The organism is Burkholderia pyrrocinia, assembly GCF_001028665.1.
GTDB classification, from domain to species: domain Bacteria; phylum Pseudomonadota; class Gammaproteobacteria; order Burkholderiales; family Burkholderiaceae; genus Burkholderia; species Burkholderia pyrrocinia.
Genome location: NZ_CP011503.1, coordinates 455,553 through 475,447 on the forward strand (window position 1 = coordinate 455,553; position 19,895 = coordinate 475,447).

The window sequence follows — 19,895 nt, forward strand, 5'->3', positions numbered from 1 at the left end:
TGTTGCGCAGCGTAGCGGGCCGCCCGCAGCAGGCGGCCGCAGCCTGCGTCAGACCACGGTGATCGCGAGTGCGCTTTCGCGGTAGTGCTTCGCGGCCTTGTCGGTTTCGCCGAGCTGCTCGAACAGCCGCGCAAGCGCGCGATGCGTACGCACCTTCAGCGCTTCGTTGTCGGCCAGCTTCAGCGCCGCTTCGAGGAACGATTGCGCCTTGCCCCACAGTTGCTGCTGCTGGCAGAGACGGCCGAGCGCGAACAGCAGGTCGGCATCCTCCGGGTGATCCTTCTTCCACCCTTCCGCCTTCTGGATCAGCGGCAGCGCGTCGGCGCCGGCCGTGTCCGGGTAGCGGCGCAGCAGGCGTGCGTCCCAGTTGTGCGCGAGCGCTTCCTCGACGATACGGCGCGCTTCGTTGCGACGCTCGAGCGACACCAGCAGATCGGCCGCGAGATCGGCAAGACGCGGCGACTGGCGCTCGACCGGCGACAGCGACTGCCACACCTCGAGCAATGCATCCGGATCGTGCCGGCGTTCGCGCAGCAGGTTTTCCGCGGCCTGCTGGCGCAGCCGCACGGCCGCGGCCGGATGCAGCGCCTCGCGCTTCTCGAGCGCCTTCGCGAGCTTCAGCACCTCGGCCCAGTTCTTCAACTGCTGCTGCGCGCGCAGCGCAACCTGCTGCGCATGGATACGCTTGCCGCCCGCCTGCATGTCGGCCAGCGCGGCGAGCGCGCCATCGGCATCGCGCGCGTCCGCGCGCATGTCGGCCGCGGCGAGCAGCCGTGCGTCCTGCCATTCGGGCGCGTCGACCTTCGACAGCCAGTCGTCGCGGCGCGTGTACTCGTGCATCCGGTGCGCGGCGGTGGCCGCGACGAGACTCGCGGCGCCCAGGTTCGCGTCGACCGACAGCGCGTCGCGCGCAGCCTTCTCCGCGCGCGAGAAGCGGCCCGCGTACAGGTTCGAGATCGCATCGCGCAGCGACGCCTGCGCCTTCTCGTTACGCGAACGCGCACGATACGCGGCGACCCGCTGCGGCATGCGCCAGATGTTGCGCACGATGCGCAGCAGCGCATACACGACGATGAACAGCACGACGATGGCGATCACGAACAGGTTCAGCGACACGTCGATCCGGTACGGCGGATAGACGAGCAGCACCTGCCCCGCGTCGAAACGGCCGACGGTGGCGAGCGCCGCAGCGATCGCGAACAGGACCGCGAGCCAGACGATTCCTCGAAGCGTCATCGTTACCCCCGGCTCTTGAACTGCTGAACGGCGTTCAGGCTCGTATTCAGGTTCGGCACCGCGACCGTCAGCGATGCGCCGTCAACCTGCTTGAGCAGATCCTCGACGGTCTGCGTGTCCTTCGACGCCTGATCGAAATACTTCCCGAGCGACGCCTGCGCGGCGTGCAGGTCGGCCTTCATCGCGCTGTCGTTGCGCGCGAGCAGCGACAGGCGCGCGGTGAGCAGGCGCAGCTTCACGTTCTCGCGCACGAAGTAGCCCTGGTCGGGCGACGCGAGCATCGCGTCCGCGTTGTCGATCCGGCGCACCTGCACGAGGCCCTTCAACTGCTGGCCGAGACCGGCCGAGAAGTCGTGCCACCAGACCTTCCAGCGCGGCTCGCCGGCCACGGCCGTCGATGCGGCCTCGATCGGCGCGGCCTTCGGCGCCGCGTGCGGCACGATCGCCTCGCCGGAAAGCGGCAGCGCGTCGACCCTGGCGATCGCGTCGTCGAGCTTGATCGCGAGGCCCGTGAGATCGGCTGCCGGCGCGGCCTTCAGTTTTTCGATGTCCAGCGCGAGCGCCTTGCGCACCGTGACGGCCTGCGCGCTCTGCGACGTCGCGAGACGCGCGTCGGCGTTCTGCAGCGCGATCAGCGCGAGCTGCGTGTTGCCCGTCAGCTGAAGCTGCTGGCTCGCGCTCGACAGCATCTGGTCGACCTCCTCGAGCATCCACGCATCGCGGTTGCGCGACAGGTCCTGGTATTGCTGCTGCAGCGCCTGCTGCGCGCTCTGCGCGTCGGCGAGCTTGCCGTCGAGCTGCGCGAGCTGCGTGTCGACCTGGTGCGTGCTCGCAAGCGCCTGCTCGGTCTTCATGCGCGTCTCGGCCGTCTGCGCGTCGAGCGCCTTCTGGCGCGCGACGAACGTGCCGTCGAGCCGGTCGATCTTGCGGTTCAGCGCATAGCCGCCGACGCCCGCCGCGCAGCCGAGCACGACGACCACGAACCACAGCACCGCGCTGCCGCCGCGGCGCGCGGGCGGTTCGGACGCCATATAAGGGGGACGGGACGGCGGTGCGGATGCAGCGGCCGGCTGGGAAGCGACGCTTTTGGAATCGTTGGTATCTGTCATGCGTTTAGTCACCGGTGCGGCTGTCGCCGGTTGGACGGCCTCGTCGGCCATCGTTCGAAACGCGCGGACGATGCGCTCATCGCCCGCGCCGGTCAGCGTAATCCTATCAAAACCCAATGCGCGCGCGGTCTGCTCGATCCGCGGGTGCGGCGTCACGAGCGGCGCATGCTTCAGCGCGCCGATCTCGGCGTCGTTCAGGTGCGCCCGCGCGAGTTCGTGCAGGTTGCGCACGCCTTCCGAGCTCGTGACGAGCCACGCATGCGGTGCGCCATCGAGCAGCGCGTGCACGCGCTCCCATGCGCCGACGCGCGGCTCGGGCACGACGCGCCGGTACGCGGCGACCAGCGTGACGTCCGCGCCGGCCTCGCGCAGCCGGTCGGCGAGCCATTCGCGCCCGCCGTCGCCGCGCACGATCAGCACGCGCTTGCCCGCCAGCGCCTGCGCGCCGCCGAACGCGGCCTCGATGCACGCGAACAGGCTTTCCGAATCGTAATGGGGCACGCCGCCGTCGGCCGGCGCCTGCGGCGCGATCACGCGATGCGCGGGCGCCGCAATGCCGTGCCGCTCGAGCGCCGCGACGCTGCCGGGCCCGACCACGCCGACCGGCAGCGCGTTCGGCCAGATCGCGCCGTACTGCGCGAGCGCGCGGTCGATCGCGTTCGGCGACACGAAAATCACGAGCGCGTAGTCGGCAAGCGCCGCGAACGCGGCGTCGAGCGGCACCGGATCGTCGACCGGTGCGATATCGATCAGCGGGAATTCGAGCACGTCGCAGCCGGCATCGGCCAGTTGCGACGCCAGCGCGTCCGACTGGCCGTCCGGGCGCGTCAGGACAGCGGTGAACGCGCGCGTGCCGCCCGCCATCAGGCGTCGCCCTTGCCGGCCTGCGAACCGGCGAGCAGCGCCTTGACGATGTCGAGCGCGCCTTGCGCCTCGAGTTCGTCGGACACCGCGCGGCCGAGCGCGAGCGCATCGGCGACGGTCATGACGGCACCGCACTCCTCGGCCGTCAGCACACGCTTTCCGTCGGTCGTCGACACGCGGCCCGTCAGGTACAGTTCGCCCGCGCGCCACACCGCGTGTGCGGCAAGCGGCACCTCGCAGCTGCCGCCGAGCGCGCGCGACACCATCCGCTCGGCCTCGACCGCAAGCGCGGTCTGCGGGTCGTGCAGCGGCGCGAGCCATGCGGCGACGTCGTTGCGGTGCGCGGCGATCTCGATGCCGAGCGCGCCCTGGCCGGCCGCGGGCGGGCTGGCTTCGACGTCGATGAGCGCGCGGATTCGCGCGTCGAGGCCGAGGCGCTTCAGGCCGGCGGCCGCGAGAATGATCGCCGCGTAGTCGCCGCGGTCGAGCTTCGCGAGGCGCGTGTCGAGGTTGCCGCGCAGCGGCAGCACGTCGAGATGCGGATAACGCGCGCGCAGCATCGCTTCGCGGCGCAGGCTCGACGTGCCGACGACCGCGCCGGCCGGCAGCGCGTCGAGCGACGCGTAGTCGTTCGACACGAACGCGTCGCGCGGATCCTCGCGTTCCATGATCGCGGCGAGCGAGAAACCGTCGGGCAGCGCCATCGGCACGTCCTTCAGCGAATGCACGGCGAGATCGGCGCGGCCGTCGGCGAGCGCATTCTCCAGTTCCTTCACGAACAGGCCCTTGCCGCCGACCTTCGACAGCGTGCGATCGAGAATCTGGTCGCCGCGGGTCGTCATCCCGAGGATTTTCACGTCACAAGCTGGATATAATTTGCGCAGCGCATCACGCACATGTTCGGCTTGCCACATCGCCAGGCGGCTCTCGCGCGAAGCAATCGTCAACGTCGCGGGCGGCTGTGCCTGTTGCGGCCCGGCCGCAAGGGTCTCGGAATTCATTGCTGGAACATCGAAGGACGGGATTGAAGATCGAACAATGGTAGCACGCACGCCCCGGCCCGCCCGGGCCCGGAGCCTGCGCCGGACCGGCCCCAGCGCGGGTCGCGGCGCCGATGTGCGGATGTGCCGCACGTAGCTGGTTGCTTGACCGCAGTTCCCGCAGTTTCCGCAGTTCCTTTTGACTCGAGCTTTCCCAAGGAAACCCATCGTGAAGTCTTCCGGATCGGCGCGTACGGCGCGCCGCAATGCTGCCCTGTCCTCCTCCGACGCCCCGACGGACACCGTCGCCATCGCCGCGAACGGCCGTGCGAAAACGGCAACGAAACCGAAAGACCCGATACATCAGACAAAACGCGCGACGAAAGCCGCCGGCCCCGCGGCCCGCACGGCCGGCGCGCCGAAGTCCGGCACGCGCACGCGCGAGGACAAGGACGGCCCGCTGTTCGAGGACATCCGCTTCCTCGGCCGCCTGCTCGGCGACGTCGTGCGCGAGCAGGAAGGCGACACCGTGTTCGACGTCGTCGAGACGATCCGCCAGACCGCGGTCAAGTTCCGCCGCGAGGACGACAGCGAAGCCGCGCAGACGCTCGAGAAGAAGCTGCGCAAGCTGACGCCGGAGCAGACGGTGAGCGTCGTGCGCGCGTTCAGCTATTTCTCGCATCTCGCGAACATCGCGGAAGACCGCCACCACAACCGCCGCCGCCGCATCCACGCGCTGGCCGGCTCCGCACCGCAGCCCGGCACGGTCGCGTACGCGCTCGATCAGCTGAAGACGACCGGCAACGCGTCGAAGCGGCTGCTGCAGCGCTTCTTCGACGACGCGCTGATCGTGCCGGTGCTGACCGCGCACCCGACCGAAGTGCAGCGCAAGAGCATCCTCGACGCGCAGCACGACATCGCACGCCTGCTGGCCGAGCGCGACCAGGAACTGACCGCGCGCGAGCGCCAGTACAACGAATCGATGCTGCGCGCGCGCGTGACCGCGCTGTGGCAGACGCGCATGCTGCGCGACGCGCGCCTGACGGTCGGCGACGAGATCGAGAACGCGCTGTCGTACTACCGCGCGACCTTCCTCGACGAGCTGCCCGCGCTGTACGGCGACATCGAGGCCGCGCTCGCCGAGCACGGCCTGCAGGCGCGCGTGCCCGCGTTCTTCCAGATGGGCAGCTGGATCGGCGGCGATCGCGACGGCAACCCGAACGTGACGGCGGCGACGCTCGACGAGGCGATCAACCGCCAGGCCGCGGTGATCCTCGAGCACTATCTGGAACAGGTGCACAAGCTCGGCGCCGAGCTGTCGGTGTCGAACCTGCTCGTCGGCGCGAACGACGCCGTGAAGGCGCTCGCCGCCGCATCGCCCGACCAGTCGCCGCACCGCGTCGACGAGCCGTATCGCCGCGCGCTGATCGGCATCTACACGCGGCTCGCCGCGAGCGCACGCGTGCGCGTGGGCGAAGGCACGGTGCCCGTGCGCAGCGCGGGCCGCGGCGCGCCGCCCGTGCGCGCGATCCCGTATGCGGATTCCGAAGCGTTCGTCGCCGATCTGAAGGTGCTGACCGCGTCGCTCGACGAACACCACGGCACGTCGCTCGCCGCGCCGCGCCTCGCGCCTCTCGTGCGCGCGGCCGAAGTGTTCGGCTTCCATCTCGCGAGCATCGACCTGCGCCAGAGCTCCGACATCCATGAAGCGGTGGTCGCCGAGCTGTTCGCGCGCGCGGGCGTCGAGGCCGACTACGCGGCGCTCGCCGAGGAAGACAAGCTGCGCGTGCTGCTCGCCGCACTCGCCGACCCGCGCCCGCTGCGTTCGCCGTACTTCGAATACTCGGCGCTCGCGCAGAGCGAGCTCGGCGTGTTCGAGAAGGCGCGCGAAGTGCGTGCGCAATTCGGCGCGCGCGCGGTGCGCAACTACATCATTTCGCATACGGAAACCGTCAGCGACCTCGTCGAGGTGCTGCTGCTGCAGAAGGAGACGGGGCTGCTCGAAGGTGCGCTCGGCGTGCCGGGCGGCCATGCGAGGAACAGCCTGATGGTGATCCCGCTGTTCGAGACGATCCCCGACCTGCGCGACGCATCGCGCATCATGCGCGAATACTTCGCACTGCCGGGCGTCGATGCGCTGATCGCGCACCAGGGTGCCGAGCAGGAAGTGATGCTCGGCTACTCGGACAGCAACAAGGACGGCGGCTTCCTCACGTCGAACTGGGAGCTGTATCGCGCGGAACTCGCGCTCGTCGACCTGTTCCGCGACCGAAAGATCACGCTGCGGCTGTTCCACGGCCGCGGCGGCACGGTCGGCCGCGGGGGCGGCCCGACCTACCAGGCGATCCTGTCGCAGCCGCCGGGCACCGTGAACGGCCAGATCCGCCTGACCGAACAGGGCGAGGTGATCGCGAGCAAGTTCGCGAACCCCGAGATCGGCCGGCGCAACCTCGAGACGGTCGTCGCCGCGACGCTCGAGGCGTCGCTGCTGCCGCAGTCGAACGCCCCTGCGCAACTGCCCGCGTTCGAGGCCGCGATGCAGACGCTGTCCGACTCGGCGATGGCCGCGTACCGCGCGCTCGTCTATGAAACGCCCGGCTTCACCGACTACTTCTTCTCGTCGACGCCGATTACCGAGATCGCCGAGCTGAACATCGGCAGCCGCCCGGCTTCGCGCAAGCTGCAGGATCCGAAGCAGCGCAAGATCGAGGATCTGCGCGCGATTCCGTGGGGCTTCTCGTGGGGCCAGTGCCGGCTGCTGCTGACGGGCTGGTACGGCTTCGGCAGCGCGGTGAGCGCGTATCTCGACGGCGCGCAGGATGAAGCCGAGCGCACGAAGCGCGTCGCGCTGCTGAAAAAGATGAACAAGACCTGGCCGTTCTTCTCGAACCTGATGTCGAACATGGACATGGTGCTGGCGAAGACCGACCTCGCGGTCGCGTCGCGCTACGCGCAGCTGGTCTCCGACCGCAAGCTGCGCAAGCATGTGTTCGAGCGGATCGTCGCGGAATGGGAGCGCACGGCGCAGGCGCTGGCGGAAATCACCGGGCACGAAGGCCGCCTCGCGACCAACCCGCTGCTCGCGCGATCGATCAAGAACCGCTTCCCGTATCTCGATCCGCTGAACCACCTGCAGGTCGAGCTGATCAAGCGTCACCGCGCGGGCGACACGAACGCGCGGCTGCGCCGCGGGATTCACCTGACGATCAACGGGATCGCGGCCGGCCTGCGCAACACGGGCTGATCCGCATGCGGCGCGGGCCCGTTCCGCGCCACCCGGCATCGCAGAAGCCGCGATACGTCACCGTCGCCACGGTGCGTATCGCGGCTTTTTTCATCGGGGGGCCGCACGGCACCCGCGTGCCGTGCCGGCTGGCCCGGTCAATGCGCGTCGATCAACAGCGCGTCGTGCTCGAACGAACCGTCGGGCCGCACCGCGTAATAGCCGCGCACCTCGTCGGGCGCGTGTGCCCACAGCGCGCGAATGCCAGCGACGCTGTCGGCCGGCGTGCGGATGCGCGCGACCCACGTGTCGAAATCGATCGGCAGCCGCCAGCGGCTGTGCACGTGCGCGTCGAAACCCGCATCGCGGAACATCGCGAGCCATTCGTCCGCGCGGTAGTCGCGCACGTGCGACGCGTCGCGCAGCACTTCGGCGGCCTGCAGGTACGTGTCGAGCAGCGGATGATCGTTGCCGGCGATGTCGATCATCAGCACGCGGCCGCCCGGTTTCAGCACGCGGCGCACCTCGGCGAGCGCCGCGCGCATGTCGTGCCAGTGGTGCGCGCTCATCCGGCTCACGACCCAGTCGAACGTCGCCGTGTCGAACGGCAGTTGTTCCGCCGGGCCCTGCTGCGTGCGGATATTCGCGAGCCCGCGCTCGCGCGCGGCCGCGTCGACGGTCGCGAGCATCGGCGCGGCGAGATCGTAGGCGACCACGTCGCGCACGTGCGGCGCGACCGCGAAGCTCGCGTGGCCGGCGCCGCAGCCGAGATCGAGCACGGCCGCATCGGGCGTCGCGCTCACCGCGTCGGCGAGCGTCTGCAGATCGGCGCCCGTCGCGTGGACCGTGCTCGTCAGATAGGCGGCGGCCGTCGTGCCGAATGCGTCGGCGACCTGGTCGTGGTGTTTCATCGTTCGCTCCTTTTGTACGGTCGACTGGAGTGGGCGCGTCAGCGCTGATGTCGGCCGGAGTTAGTGCTTCAGCACTTACTCCAGCCCCATGCTTCGCATCCGGCCCCATGCCTTGCGCGGTCGGCCGGGATGGGCGCTTCAGCGCCCGCTCCGCCCGCCCCCTGCAACGCGTTTTGTGGGACGCCCGCTGCCTGCCAGCGTGCGAGCCGCTACAATAGGCCTGCGTTTGTACCAGTACAAGTTAAGCAGTTATTCTGGTATTCGATACACCTGCCTGATCGTTGCCGCATCCTCGCTTCCACTTCGCCGTTTCCGCATGAACCACCCGTCCTCCGCCCCTGCCCCTGTCCCGCCGCTCGACGCCACACCCGCCCGCGCGCTCGGCGAATTCATCCGCGCCCACCGCGAGCGGCTGTCGCCGCAGGCCGTCGGCCTGCCGCCCGGCCCGCGCCGCCGCACGCCGGGGCTACGGCGCGAGGAAGTCGCGCAGCTGTGCGGCGTCAGCCCGACCTGGTACACGTGGATCGAACAGGGCCGCCCGGTGTCGGCGTCGGCCGACGCGCTCGCGCGGATCGCCGTCGCGCTGCAGCTGTCGAAGGCCGAGCGCGCGTACCTGTTCGAACTGGCCGCGCAGCGCGACCCGGCCGAGCCCGATGTCGCGGGCGGCGACCTGCCGCCGACGCTCGCCGCGACCGTCGCGGCGATCGCGACGCCCGCGTACGTGCTCGACCGGCAATGGAACGCGCTCGCGTGGAACGCGCCGGCCGCCGCGCTTTTTTCCGGCTGGCTCGACGGCGAACACGACCGCAACTTGCTGCGCTTCACGTTCATGGCGCCGGCCGCGCGCACGCTGATCGTCGACTGGGAAACCCGCGCGCGGCGGCTCGCGGCCGAATTCCGCGCCGATTCGATCCGCCACCTGGCCGACGCGCCGACCCGCGCGCTGATCGACGCGCTGACCGCCGGCAGCGACGCGTTCGCGCAGTACTGGGCGTCGCAGGACGTGTTCGAGCGCGAAGGCGGCCTGCGTGAATTCGACCATCCGGCCGACGGCCGCCTCGTGTACCAGCAGATCACGCTGAAGCCCGCGCACCGCGAGGACCTGAAGCTGGTCGTGCTGGTGCGCGACTGAACCGGCTCAGAAACTGATCGTCGCGGTGATCGTGTCGCTGTAGTTGCCCGGCGCGGGTGTCGCCTGCGCGGGCACGCGACCGTAGACGGTGATGGCCTGCGCGAGCCCGCTGCCGGTGCCGGTCGCCATCGACGTGCCGCCGGTGCCGTCGCCCCATGGCTTCGTCAAGCCGCTGTCCTGGTAGAGCTGGTAGCCGACCGAGCCGCCGCCGCCCACGCGCTGCATCGTGCGGGCCGCGACATTGCTGCTGCTGCCGCCGTTCAGCGCGATCTGGAACGCGTCGCCGTTCGTGCACTGGGCACTGATCGAGCCGGTTGCCGTCTGCGCCGACGCCAGCACGCCCGTTGCGGGAAACGCAACATTCGTCGCACTGATGAAGCAATTGTTCACGATGGTCGCGTTCGTCGAATACGCGAACGTGCCCGCCGACGCCTGCGACGTGCATGGCACCAGCTGAATGCCGAGCAGCGCGAAGTTGTAGCTGTACGACGCCTGATTCCCGGCGAACGTCTGCGAGTAGAGCGTGCTGCTGTTGTTCACGCTCGGCACGGTCGGCTGGTTCGGCGCGATGCGGCCGTAAACGGTCAGGGTCGCGTTCGCGCTCGTGCCGATCCCCGGCCTCGCCAGCGTGACCGACATCGGCGTCGTGCCGCTGGCGACCGCGCCCCAGACCTGCGTATAGCCGTTGTCCTGGTACAGGTCGTACTGCATCTGGTTGGCCGCCCCGTTCGTCATCGTGCGCGGGCTCGTGGCGCCGAGATTCAGGCAGACCAGCGCGGTCGTGTTGAGACTCAACGTATCCCACGTGCACGTCACGCCCACCGTGCTGGTCGTCGTGTACGCGGCCTGCGTGATCGGGCTGACCGAACCGAAGCTCGTCGTCTGCGCGCTCACCGTGCAGCTGTCCGCCTGCGCGGACAGCCACGGCCCGCACAGCAGCGCGGCCAGCAGCCAGCACGCCACCCGATGCAGATACCGGTACGCCCGCACGGCCCGCCGCTCCGCCATGGTTTCCCCCGATAGAAAAGCATTCGTACCGGCGGCGGCCCGGCTGCCGCCCCGACCGTTGATCCAGATCAGCCGCCCGCCCGCACAATATTCAAGCAATGCGAACTAGTCCGCATTTCTACCATTGCATGCAACCAAATGCGTAGAGTAATCTAGTCAGACAAATGTGCGGTTCCGTCGACACGGCGAATCACGCGGTTCGGGCACCGCAGGCCGGGTCGACACTCCCAGAACGGCTGGAGACCATCACAATGAACGCCATCACGCGTCACGGGCTGTCCACCGCCATCGCGGCGGCCATCGCACTCACCCCGGCCTGGCGCCCTGTCGCCGCCGCCATCTATTCCAACGGCACCGCCACCGCGCAATTCAACGTCACGCTGACCATCCAGGCGAACTGCTCGGTCAGCGCGAACCCGCTCGCATTCGGCGCCTCGGGCGTACTGACGGCCGCGATCAACCAGCAGACCACGCTCTCCGTCACCTGCAGCAACACGACGCCCTACAACGTCGGGCTCGACGCGGGCGGCGTCTCCGGCTCGACGGTCAACGCGCGGCTGATGGCCGGCACGACCAGCGGCAACACGGGCACGACGGTCGGTTTCCAGCTGTTCCAGGACAGCGGCCACACGACGATCTGGGGGAACACGCAGGGCACCGACACCATCGGCGGCACCGGCAACGGCTCCGCCCAGACGATCAACGTATACGGCCAGGTGCAGACGCAAGCCACCCCGAAACCGGACACCTACCAGGCCACCGTCACCGCGACCGTCTACTTCTGACCCGCCGTGGCGATCGGCCCCTGCCTTGTCGCCGCACTGTGCGCCGCGTCGGCTGCAGCCGCGCCGGCCGCGACGCTGCAGATTTCGCCGGTCACGCTCGAGCTGCCGCCGTCGGTCGCGGCGGCGGGCGTCACGCTCAGCAATTCGGGCGTGCAGCCGATCTACGGCCAGGTGCGCACGTTCCGCTGGACGCAGGAGAACGGCGAGGACGTGCTGACGCCGACCGATTCGCTCGCCGCGTCGCCGCCGTTGCTGCAGATCAGCGCGAACGCCGAGCAGTTGATCCGCCTCGTGCGCACCACGCGCGCGAGCCCGGTCACGGAGGAAAGCTATCGCGTGCTGATCGACGAGCTGCCCGCGCCCGGCACACCGGCGCAGAACGGCATCACGATCCGCGTGCGCTACTCGGTGCCGGTGTTCGTCGAACCCGCCGCACCGCCCACCCCGCCGCAGCTCGACTGGCGCATCGAGGCCGATTCGCAGGGCCTGCGGCTGTCGGTCGCGAATCTCGGCGGCCGGCGCGCGCAGCTCTCCGCGGTGCAGCTCGTCGATGCGCACGGCAACACGCACGAAGTCGCGCGCGGGCTGCTCGGCTACGCGCTGGCCGGCAGCGTGCGGCGCTGGCCGCTCAAGCTCGACGCGCGCCCGTCGCCGTTCGTGAAAATCCGCGCGACGGTGAACACGCAACCCGTCGAGGCCCGGCTGACGCCGCGCTGAACCCGGCGCCAGTCCCCCTCCCGCCCCGTTGCGCGTGCCGACGACGCGACATGCCGATCGAACGACGCCAGCCAGGCGATACGCGTGGCTCGCCGCCGTCACGCTGGCGCTGCGCGCGGGCACCGCAGACGCGCAGCGGGCCCCCGAGCTGCCCCCTTCCGCCGCCCCGGAGCCCGGCGTGCTGTACCTCGACGTGTCGATCAACGGCGAGCCGACCCACCGGATCGCGCGCTTCCGGCAGGCCGACGGGCACCTGTTCGCGGCGTCGGCCGACCTGAACGACCTCGGCATCGCAAGCGGCGACCGCGCGCAGCCGCTGTCGAACACGCCGGTCGAGCTCGACGCGCTCGCGGGCCTGCGCTACGACTACGATCCGGGCCGCCAGACGATCGACCTGCACGTGCCCGACGCGCTGCGCATTCCGCACACGTTCGACGCGCGCGGGCTCGCCGCCACGCCGCCCGCGACGTCCGGCCGGGGCATCGTGCTGAACTACGACGCATACGCGCAGACCGCCGCGCATTCGCCGCTCGCGGTGTGGACCGAGGCGCGCTACTTCGATCCGGCCGGCGTGTTCAGCAACACCGGCATCGGCTTCTTCCCTCGCGACGGGCAGCGCTACATGCGCTACGACACGTCGTGGACGGTGTCCGACCCGCGCACGCTCACGACGACCCAATTCGGCGACACCATCTCGTCGTCGCTGTCGTGGACCCGCTCGTTGCGCATCGGCGGCGTGCAGTGGCGCAGCAACTTCGGCCTGCGCCCCGATCTCGTGACCTTCCCGGTGCCGGCGCTGTCGGGCAGCGCGGTCGTGCCGTCGGCGGTCGACCTGTACGTCAATAACGTACGCCAGTTCAGCGGCGACGTGCCGGGCGGCCCGTTCGTGATCAACAGCGTGCCGGGCATCACCGGCGCCGGCAACGCGACGGTGATCACGCGCGACGCGCTCGGCCGCACGATCGCCACGTCGATCCCGCTCTACGTCGACACGCGCCTGCTCGCGCCCGGCCTCGCCAGCTATTCGGTGGAGGCGGGCTTCCTGCGCCGCGCATACGGCCAGGACGCGTTCGACTATGCGCGCACGCCGGCCGCGAGCGCATCGGTGCGCTACGGCGTCACCGAGCGGCTGACGGCCGAGGCGCACGCCGAGGCGACGAGCGGCGTCTACGACGCCGGCGCGGGCGTGCTCGCGCGCATCGGCGGCGGGGGCGTCGCGAACGCGTCGCTGGCCGTCAGCGCCGGGCGCTTCTCCGGCGCGCAGGCCGGCCTCGGCTACCAGTACGTGACGCCGCGCTTCTCGGTCGACGCGCAGACGCTGCGCGCGTTCGGCGGCTACGGCGACCTCGGTGCGCGCGAAGGCACGCCGGTCGCGACCGTCAGCGACCGCGTGACGGTGTCGTTCCCGCTCCTCCGCGCGCAGACGCTGTCGTTCAGCTATCTCGGCCTCAAATACCCGGGCGCGCCCGCGTCGCGGATCGGCTCGGCGGCGTGGTCGGTCAACGTCGGGATGCTCGCGTCGATGACCGTCAGCGCCTTCCAGGATTTCCGGCAGCACAACGCGCGCGGCTTCTTCGTCAGCCTGAGCGTCGGCCTCGGCGACAACACGTCGGTCGCGGCGAACGTCGGCCGGCAGAACGGCGAGTCGACCCGCGCGGTCAGCGCGTCGCGCGCGCCCGACTACGACGGAGGCTTCGGCTGGAACGTGCAGGCCGGCGAGAACGGCCCGCTGCGCTACGGCCAGGGACAACTGCAATACCTGGGCCGCGCGGGCCAGGTCACGCTGCTCGGACAGTCGTTCGGCGGGCAGCGCGACGCGTCGGTCGACGTGACCGGCGCGCTCGTGCTGATGAACGGCCAGTTGCTGACGGCGCGCCGCATCGACGACGGCTTCGCGCTCGTGTCGACCGATGCCGGGCGCGTGCCGGTGCTGCACCAGAACCGGCCGATCGGCGAGACCGACCGCACCGGCTACCTGCTGGTGCCCGATCTGAGCGCATACCAGCACAATCGCGTCGCGATCGACGGCACGACGCTGCCGGCCGATGCGCGCCTCGCGGACACGACGCTCGACGTCGTGCCGCAGGCCCGCTCGGGCGTGCTCGCGCGCTTCCCGGTCACGCGCTACCGCGCGGCGTCGATCGCGCTGCGCACGCCGGACGGCGCGCCGCTACCGCCCGGCCTCGACGTCGTGCACGTCGAAAGCGGCCAGCGCACGATCGTCGGCTACGACGGCCTCACGTTCGTCGACGGCCTCGCCGCGGACAATCATCTGGAGATTTCCGGCGGCGGACGCCGCTGCGGCGTCGAATTCGCGTACCGGCGCCCGGACGACGGCACGCTGCCGCGGATCGGCCCGCTGACCTGCGCGCTGCGCTAGCCCGCGCCGGCCGCCGGGCCCGCGAATGTTAGAATCGCGGGATTCCCTCGGCGGCGCACGCCGCCCAACTCCCCTTCGAAGAATCGCCATGACGTCCCAACTGCACAAAAAGGGCGAGGCCTGGTCGGCCCGCTTCTCGGAACCGATGTCGGAGCTGGTCAAGCGCTACACGTCGTCGGTGTTTTTCGACAAGCGCCTCGCGCTCGTCGACATCGCCGGCTCGCTCGCGCACGCGAACATGCTCGCCGCGCAGAAGATCATCAGCGCCGACGACCTGGCCGCGATCGAACGCGGGATGGCGCAGATCAAGGGCGAGATCGAGCGCGGCGAATTCGAATGGCAGCTCGATCTCGAGGACGTCCACCTGAACATCGAGGCGCGCCTGACCGCGCTGATCGGCGATGCCGGCAAGCGCCTGCACACCGGCCGCTCGCGCAACGACCAGGTCGCGACCGACATCCGCCTGTGGCTGCGCGGCGAAATCGACCGCATCGGCGGCCTGCTGAACGACCTGCGCGGTGCGCTGCTCGACCTCGCGGAACAGAACGCCGACACGATCATGCCGGGCTTCACGCACCTGCAGGTCGCGCAGCCGGTCACGTTCGGCCACCACCTGCTCGCGTACGTCGAGATGTTCTCGCGCGACGCGGAGCGCATGCGCGACTGCCGCACGCGCGTGAACCGCCTGCCGCTCGGCGCGGCCGCACTGGCGGGCACGAGCTACCCGATCGATCGCCACGCGGTCGCGAAGACGCTCGGCTTCGACGGCATCTGCGCGAACTCGCTCGACGCCGTGTCCGATCGCGATTTCGCGATCGAATTCACGGCGGCCTCCGCGCTCGTGATGACGCACGTGTCGCGTTTCTCCGAAGAACTCGTGCTGTGGATGAGCCCGCGCGTCGGCTTCATCGACATCGCCGACCGCTTCTGCACCGGCAGCTCGATCATGCCGCAGAAGAAGAACCCGGACGTGCCGGAACTCGCGCGCGGCAAGACCGGCCGCGTGAACGGCCACCTGATGGCACTGCTGACGCTGATGAAGGGCCAGCCGCTCGCGTACAACAAGGACAACCAGGAAGACAAGGAACCGCTGTTCGACACGGTCGACACCGTCGCCGACACGCTGCGGATCTTCGCCGAAATGGTCGCCGGCATCACCGTGAAGCCGGACGCGATGCGCGCAGCCGCGCTGCAGGGCTTCTCGACCGCCACCGACCTCGCCGACTACCTCGTGAAGCGCGGCCTGCCGTTCCGCGATGCGCACGAAGCCGTCGCGCACGCGGTGAAGATCTGCGACGACCGCGGCATCGATCTCGCCGACCTGACGCTCGACGAGATGAAGCAGGAGCTGCCGAACGTCGCGCACCTGATCGGCGACGACGTGTTCGGCTACCTGACGCTCGAGGGTTCTGTCGCCAGCCGCAACCATCCGGGCGGCACCGCACCCGACCAGGTGCGCGCGGCGGTCAAGGCCGCCCGCGCCGCGCTCGGCCAGTAAGCCCGCTGTTCCGGACGGACGCCTTCGGCGTCCGTTTTTCATTCGGGCGGCCGTTGCGCCGCCCATTGCCTGCCCCGCTTCCCGGATGCCGCCGATGACCTTTTCCGCCGCGCTCTTCGACATGGACGGCCTGCTCGTCGATTCCGAGCGGACCATCATGAACACGTGGATCGACGTGTCGAACGCACACGGTGTCGCGCTGACGGCCACCGACTACCTGCAGATCGTCGGCCGCTCGTTCGCCGAAGGCCAGGTCATCCTGGCGCGGCTGATCGGCAACCCCGCTACGTTCGACGCCGTGCGCATCCGCGTACGCGAACAGCTCGCGGCGCCGGAGCCCCATCCGAAATTCCCGTTGAAGCCCGGCGCGTTCGCGTTGCTCGACGCGCTCGCGCAGGCTGGCATTCCGTGCGCGGTCGCGTCGTCGTCCGCGTGCGACGTGATCCGCGCGCGGCTCGACGCGGTCGGCGTGCTGCCGTTCTTCCGCGCGATCGCGGGCGGCGACGAAGTCGCGCGCGGCAAGCCCGATCCGGCCGTCTACCGGCTCGCGGCCGAACGCCTCGGCGTGCCGGCGCACGCGTGCGTCGCGTTCGAGGACAGCGACTTCGGCGCGCAATCGGCCGCCGGCGCCGGCGCGTCGGTCGTCACCGTGCCCGACCTGAAGGCGCCGACACCCGAAATCGTCGCGCTGAGCCTGCACGTGCTCGCCTCGCTCGACGATGCCGTCGCGCTCGTGCCGTCGTGGTTCGGCCGGTACGACCCGCAACGGCCCGCATAGGCACGCGCGCGAAGCGCGCGCGTTGCACGCCGCCAAATGCAAACGGGCACCCTCGGGTGCCCGTTTCGTTTTGCCGCCGAACGACCGGCGTCGCGACGGCTGTTACTTGTTGCCGGCCGTCTCCGACAACCGCTTCATCGTCGCGATGCGCGCACCGATCAGGTCCACGCGCCCGTCCTCGCCGACGAGCGGCGCCGTCGCGTCGCGGAACGCGACCCACGCGCGCTGCGCGCGCACCAGCGTCGCGGCCGAATGCGCAGGCATCTTGCGGCGCAGCTTCTGGTAATAGCGGTTCAGGTCGAACAGCGCGTGCTCGCACGCGGCATCCTGTTCGCACGGCCGCACGCGGCGCACGGCCGAATCGCGCGACACGTTCGCCGCCGGCTTGCCGTTCGACGCGGTCGCGCCCTGGGCCGCGCTCGCGCCGCCCTGCGCGCCGCTCGTTGCCGCTACCGGTACGGCGGCGGGCGGCGGCGCATAACGGTCGGCCGCGCCGCGCAGCGCCAGCGCGCGATCGCGCACGGGCTGCAGTTGCATGTCGGCGCTCGACATCGCGTACGCGGTGCCGCGCGTCGTGTCGTATACGGCCGTCAGCAGATGGACTTCATCCTTGCGCCACGTGGCCCAGCGGCGCTGGCTATCCTGCCAGCCGCGCTTCGCGTCGGCCGGCGCATCCTTCAACAGGCGCTGGTACGCGCCGTCCATCACCGCCTGCCACTGCTGCTGCGCTTCGCCCATGCACTGGATCTGGCCGGCCGGCGACGACCGGTCGCGCCGCGCGAGGCATTGCCGCATCGCGACGTCGATCGGGTCGGCCGCCGCGACTTCCGCGTGTGCGACGCCGAACCCTGCCGGCCCCGCCGACCCTGCCGCCCAGACGACGAGCGCGGCCAGCGCCGCGCGCATCGCCCGGAATCTTCCGTGCATCGCCATCAGTCGCGCACGCAGTCGACGAAGTACTCGACGCGGCCGTTCACCTCTTCCGCGACGAGGCCGTGGATGTCGGTGTGGAAGCCCGGGAAACGCTCGTTGAAGTCGCGCGCGAACCGCAGGTAGTTCACGATCGTCTTGTTGAAGCGCTCGCCCGGGATCAGCAGCGGAATGCCCGGCGGGTACGGCGTGAGCAGGATGCTCGTCACGCGGCCTTCGAGCTCGTCGAGCGGCACGCGGTCGATCTTGCGGTGCGCGAGCTTCGCGAACGCGTCCGACGGCTTCATTGCCGGTTCCATGTCCGACAGGTACATCTCGGTCGTCAGGCGGGCGATGTCGTTCGCGCGGTACACGTCGTGGATCTGCGCGCACAGGTCGCGCAGGCCGACGCGCTCGTAGCGCGGATGCTGCGCGACGAACTCCGGCAGCACGCGCCACAGCGGCTGGTTGTTGTCGTAGTCGTCCTTGAACTGCTGCAGCTCGGTCACCATCGAGTTCCAGCGGCCCTTCGTGATGCCGATCGTGAACATGATGAAGAACGAGTACAGGCCGGTCTTCTCGACGATGATCCCGTGCTCGGCCAGGTACTTCGTGACGATCGCGGCCGGAATGCCCGTCTCGCCGAACTCGCCGTCGACGTCGAGCCCCGGCGTGATGATCGTCGCCTTGATCGGGTCGAGCATGTTGAAGCCTTCCGCGAGCGGGCCGAAGCCGTGCCAGTGGTCGTTCGGCTTCAGCATCCAGTCTTCGCGCGAACCGATGCCCTCTTCCGACAGGTTGTCCGGGCCCCACACGCTGAAGAACCAGTCGTCGCCGTATTCGGCGTCCACCTTGCGCATCGCGCGGCGGAAGTCGATCGCCTCGGCGATCGATTCCTCGACGAGCGCGGTGCCGCCCGGCGGCTCCATCATCGCGGCGGCGACGTCGCACGACGCGATGATCGCGTACTGCGGGCTCGTCGACGTGTGCATCAGGTACGCCTCGTTGAAGCGGTGCTTGTCGAACGTGCGGTTCTCCGAATCCTGCACGACGATCTGCGACGCCTGCGAGATGCCCGCCAGCAGCTTGTGCGTCGAGTGCGTCGCGAACACGAGCGCACCCGTGCGCGGGCGGCCGTCGCCGATCGCGTGCATGTCGCGGTAGAAGTCGTGGAACGTCGCGTGCGGCAGCCACGCTTCGTCGAAGTGCAGCGTGTCGAGCAGGTCGCCGAGCAGGTCCTTGATCATCTCGACGTTGTAGACGACGCCGTCGTACGTGCTCTGCGTGATCGTCAGGATCCGCGGCTTCATGTCCGGGTTCTCGCGCAGCGCCTCGCGCGCGAACGGGTTCGCCTCGATCTTCTTGCGGATGTTCTCCGGCTTGAATTCGTCGCGCGGGATCGGCCCGATGATGCCGAAATGGTTGCGCGTCGGCGTGAGAAACACCGGGATCGCGCCCGTCATCGTGATCGCGTGCAGGATCGACTTGTGGCAGTTGCGGTCGACCAGCACGATGTCGCCGGGCGCGACCGTCGCGTGCCAGACGATCTTGTTCGACGTCGACGTGCCGTTGGTCACGAAGAACAGGTGATCGGCGCTGAAGATGCGTGCCGCATTGCGCTCGGACGCCGCGACCGGGCCCGTGTGATCGAGCAGCTGGCCGAGTTCGTCCACCGCGTTGCAGACGTCCGCGCGCAGCATGTTCTCGCCGAAGAACTGGTGGAACATCTGGCCGAGCGGGTTCTTCAGGAACGCGACGCCGCCCGAGTGGCCCGGGCAGTGCCACGAGTACGAGCCTTCGTCCGCGTACTTGACGAGTTCCTTGAAGAACGGCGGCGCGAGCGAGTCCAGATAGACCTTCGCCTCGCGGATGATGTGACGCGCGACGAACTCCGGCGTGTCCTCGAACATGTGGATGAAGCCGTGCAACTCGCGCAGGATGTCGTTCGGCAGATGCCGCGACGTGCGCGTCTCGCCGTACAGGAAGATCGGGATGTCCGCGTTGCGGCGGCGCACTTCGGTCACGAACGCGCGCAGCTCGATGATCGCGGTCGCGAGCTCGGGCAGCTCGCCGTCCTGGCCGGTTTCGCCGAGCATGAGTTCGTCGTCGTCGATCGACAGGATGAAGCACGACGCGCGGCTCGACTGCTGCGCGAATGACGTCAGATCGCCGTAGCTCGTGAGGCCGAGGACTTCGACGCCCTCTTTCTCGATCGCTTCGGCCAACGCCCGGATGCCGGAGCCCGAGATGTTCTCGGAGCGGAAATCTTCGTCGATGATGACGACGGGGAAACGAAACTTCATGGGCGATTCTCCAAAAAGAACGACCGCGGCGCGTCACGCGCAGCGGTCACCCGGAAACTGGT

At 69.7% G+C, this 19,895-nt stretch carries 14 protein-coding genes; 7 read left to right on the forward strand and 7 right to left on the reverse strand.

Annotation, left to right across the window (positions count from 1 at the left end; genetic code table 11):
- Positions 1-48: 48 nt before the first annotated feature.
- The 3 genes from ABD05_RS02135 to hemC are packed head-to-tail and all read right to left on the reverse strand — an operon-like array spanning position 49 to position 4,210.
- On the reverse strand, positions 49-1,236 hold the full coding sequence (locus ABD05_RS02135) for a heme biosynthesis protein HemY (RefSeq protein WP_047898746.1): 1,188 nt from the start codon (positions 1,234-1,236) through the stop codon (positions 49-51).
- 2 nt (positions 1,237-1,238) lie between these two features.
- The gene (hemDX, locus tag ABD05_RS02140) at positions 1,239-3,209 is read right to left on the reverse strand and encodes a fused uroporphyrinogen-III synthase HemD/membrane protein HemX (protein WP_047898747.1); all 1,971 of its coding nucleotides are present in this window, start codon (positions 3,207-3,209) and stop codon (positions 1,239-1,241) included.
- Positions 3,209-4,210: a hydroxymethylbilane synthase gene (hemC, locus tag ABD05_RS02145; RefSeq protein ID WP_047898748.1), complete on the reverse strand. Its 1,002-nt coding sequence runs from the start codon at positions 4,208-4,210 to the stop codon at positions 3,209-3,211. The genes hemDX and hemC overlap by 1 nt, the downstream gene beginning before the upstream one ends.
- A 208-nt stretch (positions 4,211-4,418) precedes the next feature.
- Between hemC and ppc the strand changes: the two genes are divergently transcribed.
- Positions 4,419-7,433 (forward strand): phosphoenolpyruvate carboxylase, encoded by a 3,015-nt coding sequence (gene ppc / locus ABD05_RS02150; RefSeq protein ID WP_047898749.1) that lies wholly within the window; start codon positions 4,419-4,421, stop codon positions 7,431-7,433.
- 137 nt (positions 7,434-7,570) lie between these two features.
- Here ppc and ABD05_RS02155 read toward each other — a convergent pair whose 3' ends face one another.
- Positions 7,571-8,323, reverse strand: coding sequence for a class I SAM-dependent methyltransferase (locus tag ABD05_RS02155; protein ID WP_047898750.1), 753 nt, complete (start codon positions 8,321-8,323; stop codon positions 7,571-7,573).
- 316 nt (positions 8,324-8,639) lie between these two features.
- Here ABD05_RS02155 and ABD05_RS02160 point away from each other — a divergent pair, with 316 nt between their 5' ends.
- On the forward strand, positions 8,640-9,455 hold the full coding sequence (locus ABD05_RS02160; protein WP_047898751.1) for a helix-turn-helix transcriptional regulator: 816 nt from the start codon (positions 8,640-8,642) through the stop codon (positions 9,453-9,455).
- A gap of 6 nt (positions 9,456-9,461) precedes the next feature.
- Here ABD05_RS02160 and ABD05_RS02165 read toward each other — a convergent pair whose 3' ends face one another.
- The gene (locus tag ABD05_RS02165) at positions 9,462-10,463 is read right to left on the reverse strand and encodes a Csu type fimbrial protein (RefSeq protein WP_047898752.1); all 1,002 of its coding nucleotides are present in this window, start codon (positions 10,461-10,463) and stop codon (positions 9,462-9,464) included.
- A gap of 251 nt (positions 10,464-10,714) precedes the next feature.
- On the opposite strand from ABD05_RS02165, the gene ABD05_RS02170 reads away from it, so the two are divergent.
- The 5 genes from ABD05_RS02170 (at position 10,715) to ABD05_RS02190 (ending at position 16,621) form a co-directional block, all read left to right on the forward strand.
- A complete protein-coding gene (locus tag ABD05_RS02170) occupies positions 10,715-11,248 on the forward strand; it encodes a Csu type fimbrial protein (RefSeq protein ID WP_047898753.1) in 534 nt (177 codons plus the stop codon).
- Positions 11,249-11,254: 6 nt separating this feature from the next.
- Positions 11,255-11,965: a fimbrial biogenesis chaperone gene (locus tag ABD05_RS02175; protein WP_047898754.1), complete on the forward strand. Its 711-nt coding sequence runs from the start codon at positions 11,255-11,257 to the stop codon at positions 11,963-11,965.
- 28 nt (positions 11,966-11,993) lie between these two features.
- Positions 11,994-14,345, forward strand: coding sequence for a fimbria/pilus outer membrane usher protein (locus ABD05_RS02180; protein WP_047898755.1), 2,352 nt, complete (start codon positions 11,994-11,996; stop codon positions 14,343-14,345).
- A gap of 88 nt (positions 14,346-14,433) precedes the next feature.
- Positions 14,434-15,843: an argininosuccinate lyase gene (argH, locus tag ABD05_RS02185; protein ID WP_047898756.1), complete on the forward strand. Its 1,410-nt coding sequence runs from the start codon at positions 14,434-14,436 to the stop codon at positions 15,841-15,843.
- Positions 15,844-15,937: 94 nt separating this feature from the next.
- Complete coding sequence (locus tag ABD05_RS02190; RefSeq protein ID WP_047901041.1) at positions 15,938-16,621, forward strand: HAD family hydrolase; 684 nt, start codon at positions 15,938-15,940, stop codon at positions 16,619-16,621.
- Between the two features lie 102 nt (positions 16,622-16,723).
- Here the strand turns inward: ABD05_RS02190 and ABD05_RS02195 are convergent, their stop codons facing one another.
- The gene (locus ABD05_RS02195) at positions 16,724-17,554 is read right to left on the reverse strand and encodes a lysozyme inhibitor LprI family protein (RefSeq protein WP_047898757.1); all 831 of its coding nucleotides are present in this window, start codon (positions 17,552-17,554) and stop codon (positions 16,724-16,726) included.
- Entirely contained in the window at positions 17,554-19,833 is a 2,280-nt protein-coding gene (locus ABD05_RS02200; RefSeq protein WP_047898758.1) for an arginine/lysine/ornithine decarboxylase, read from the reverse strand. The genes ABD05_RS02195 and ABD05_RS02200 overlap by 1 nt, the downstream gene beginning before the upstream one ends.
- Positions 19,834-19,895: the final 62 nt, after the last annotated feature.

What these genes read in the sequence shown, in the direction of transcription:
- ABD05_RS02135 (WP_047898746.1), bottom strand. Translation starts at nt 1,236, where the DNA reads ATGACGCTTCGAGGAATCGTCTGGCTCGCGGTCCTGTTCGCGATCGCT.
- hemDX (WP_047898747.1), bottom strand. Translation starts at nt 3,209, where the DNA reads ATGGCGGGCGGCACGCGCGCGTTCACCGCTGTCCTGACGCGCCCGGAC.
- hemC (WP_047898748.1), bottom strand. Translation starts at nt 4,210, where the DNA reads ATGAATTCCGAGACCCTTGCGGCCGGGCCGCAACAGGCACAGCCGCCC.
- ABD05_RS02155 (WP_047898750.1), bottom strand. Translation starts at nt 8,323, where the DNA reads ATGAAACACCACGACCAGGTCGCCGACGCATTCGGCACGACGGCCGCC.
- ABD05_RS02160 (WP_047898751.1), top strand. Translation starts at nt 8,640, where the DNA reads ATGAACCACCCGTCCTCCGCCCCTGCCCCTGTCCCGCCGCTCGACGCC.
- ABD05_RS02165 (WP_047898752.1), bottom strand. Translation starts at nt 10,463, where the DNA reads ATGGCGGAGCGGCGGGCCGTGCGGGCGTACCGGTATCTGCATCGGGTG.
- ABD05_RS02170 (WP_047898753.1), top strand. Translation starts at nt 10,715, where the DNA reads ATGAACGCCATCACGCGTCACGGGCTGTCCACCGCCATCGCGGCGGCC.
- argH (WP_047898756.1), top strand. Translation starts at nt 14,434, where the DNA reads ATGACGTCCCAACTGCACAAAAAGGGCGAGGCCTGGTCGGCCCGCTTC.
- ABD05_RS02190 (WP_047901041.1), top strand. Translation starts at nt 15,938, where the DNA reads ATGACCTTTTCCGCCGCGCTCTTCGACATGGACGGCCTGCTCGTCGAT.
- ABD05_RS02195 (WP_047898757.1), bottom strand. Translation starts at nt 17,554, where the DNA reads ATGGCGATGCACGGAAGATTCCGGGCGATGCGCGCGGCGCTGGCCGCG.
- ABD05_RS02200 (WP_047898758.1), bottom strand. Translation starts at nt 19,833, where the DNA reads ATGAAGTTTCGTTTCCCCGTCGTCATCATCGACGAAGATTTCCGCTCC.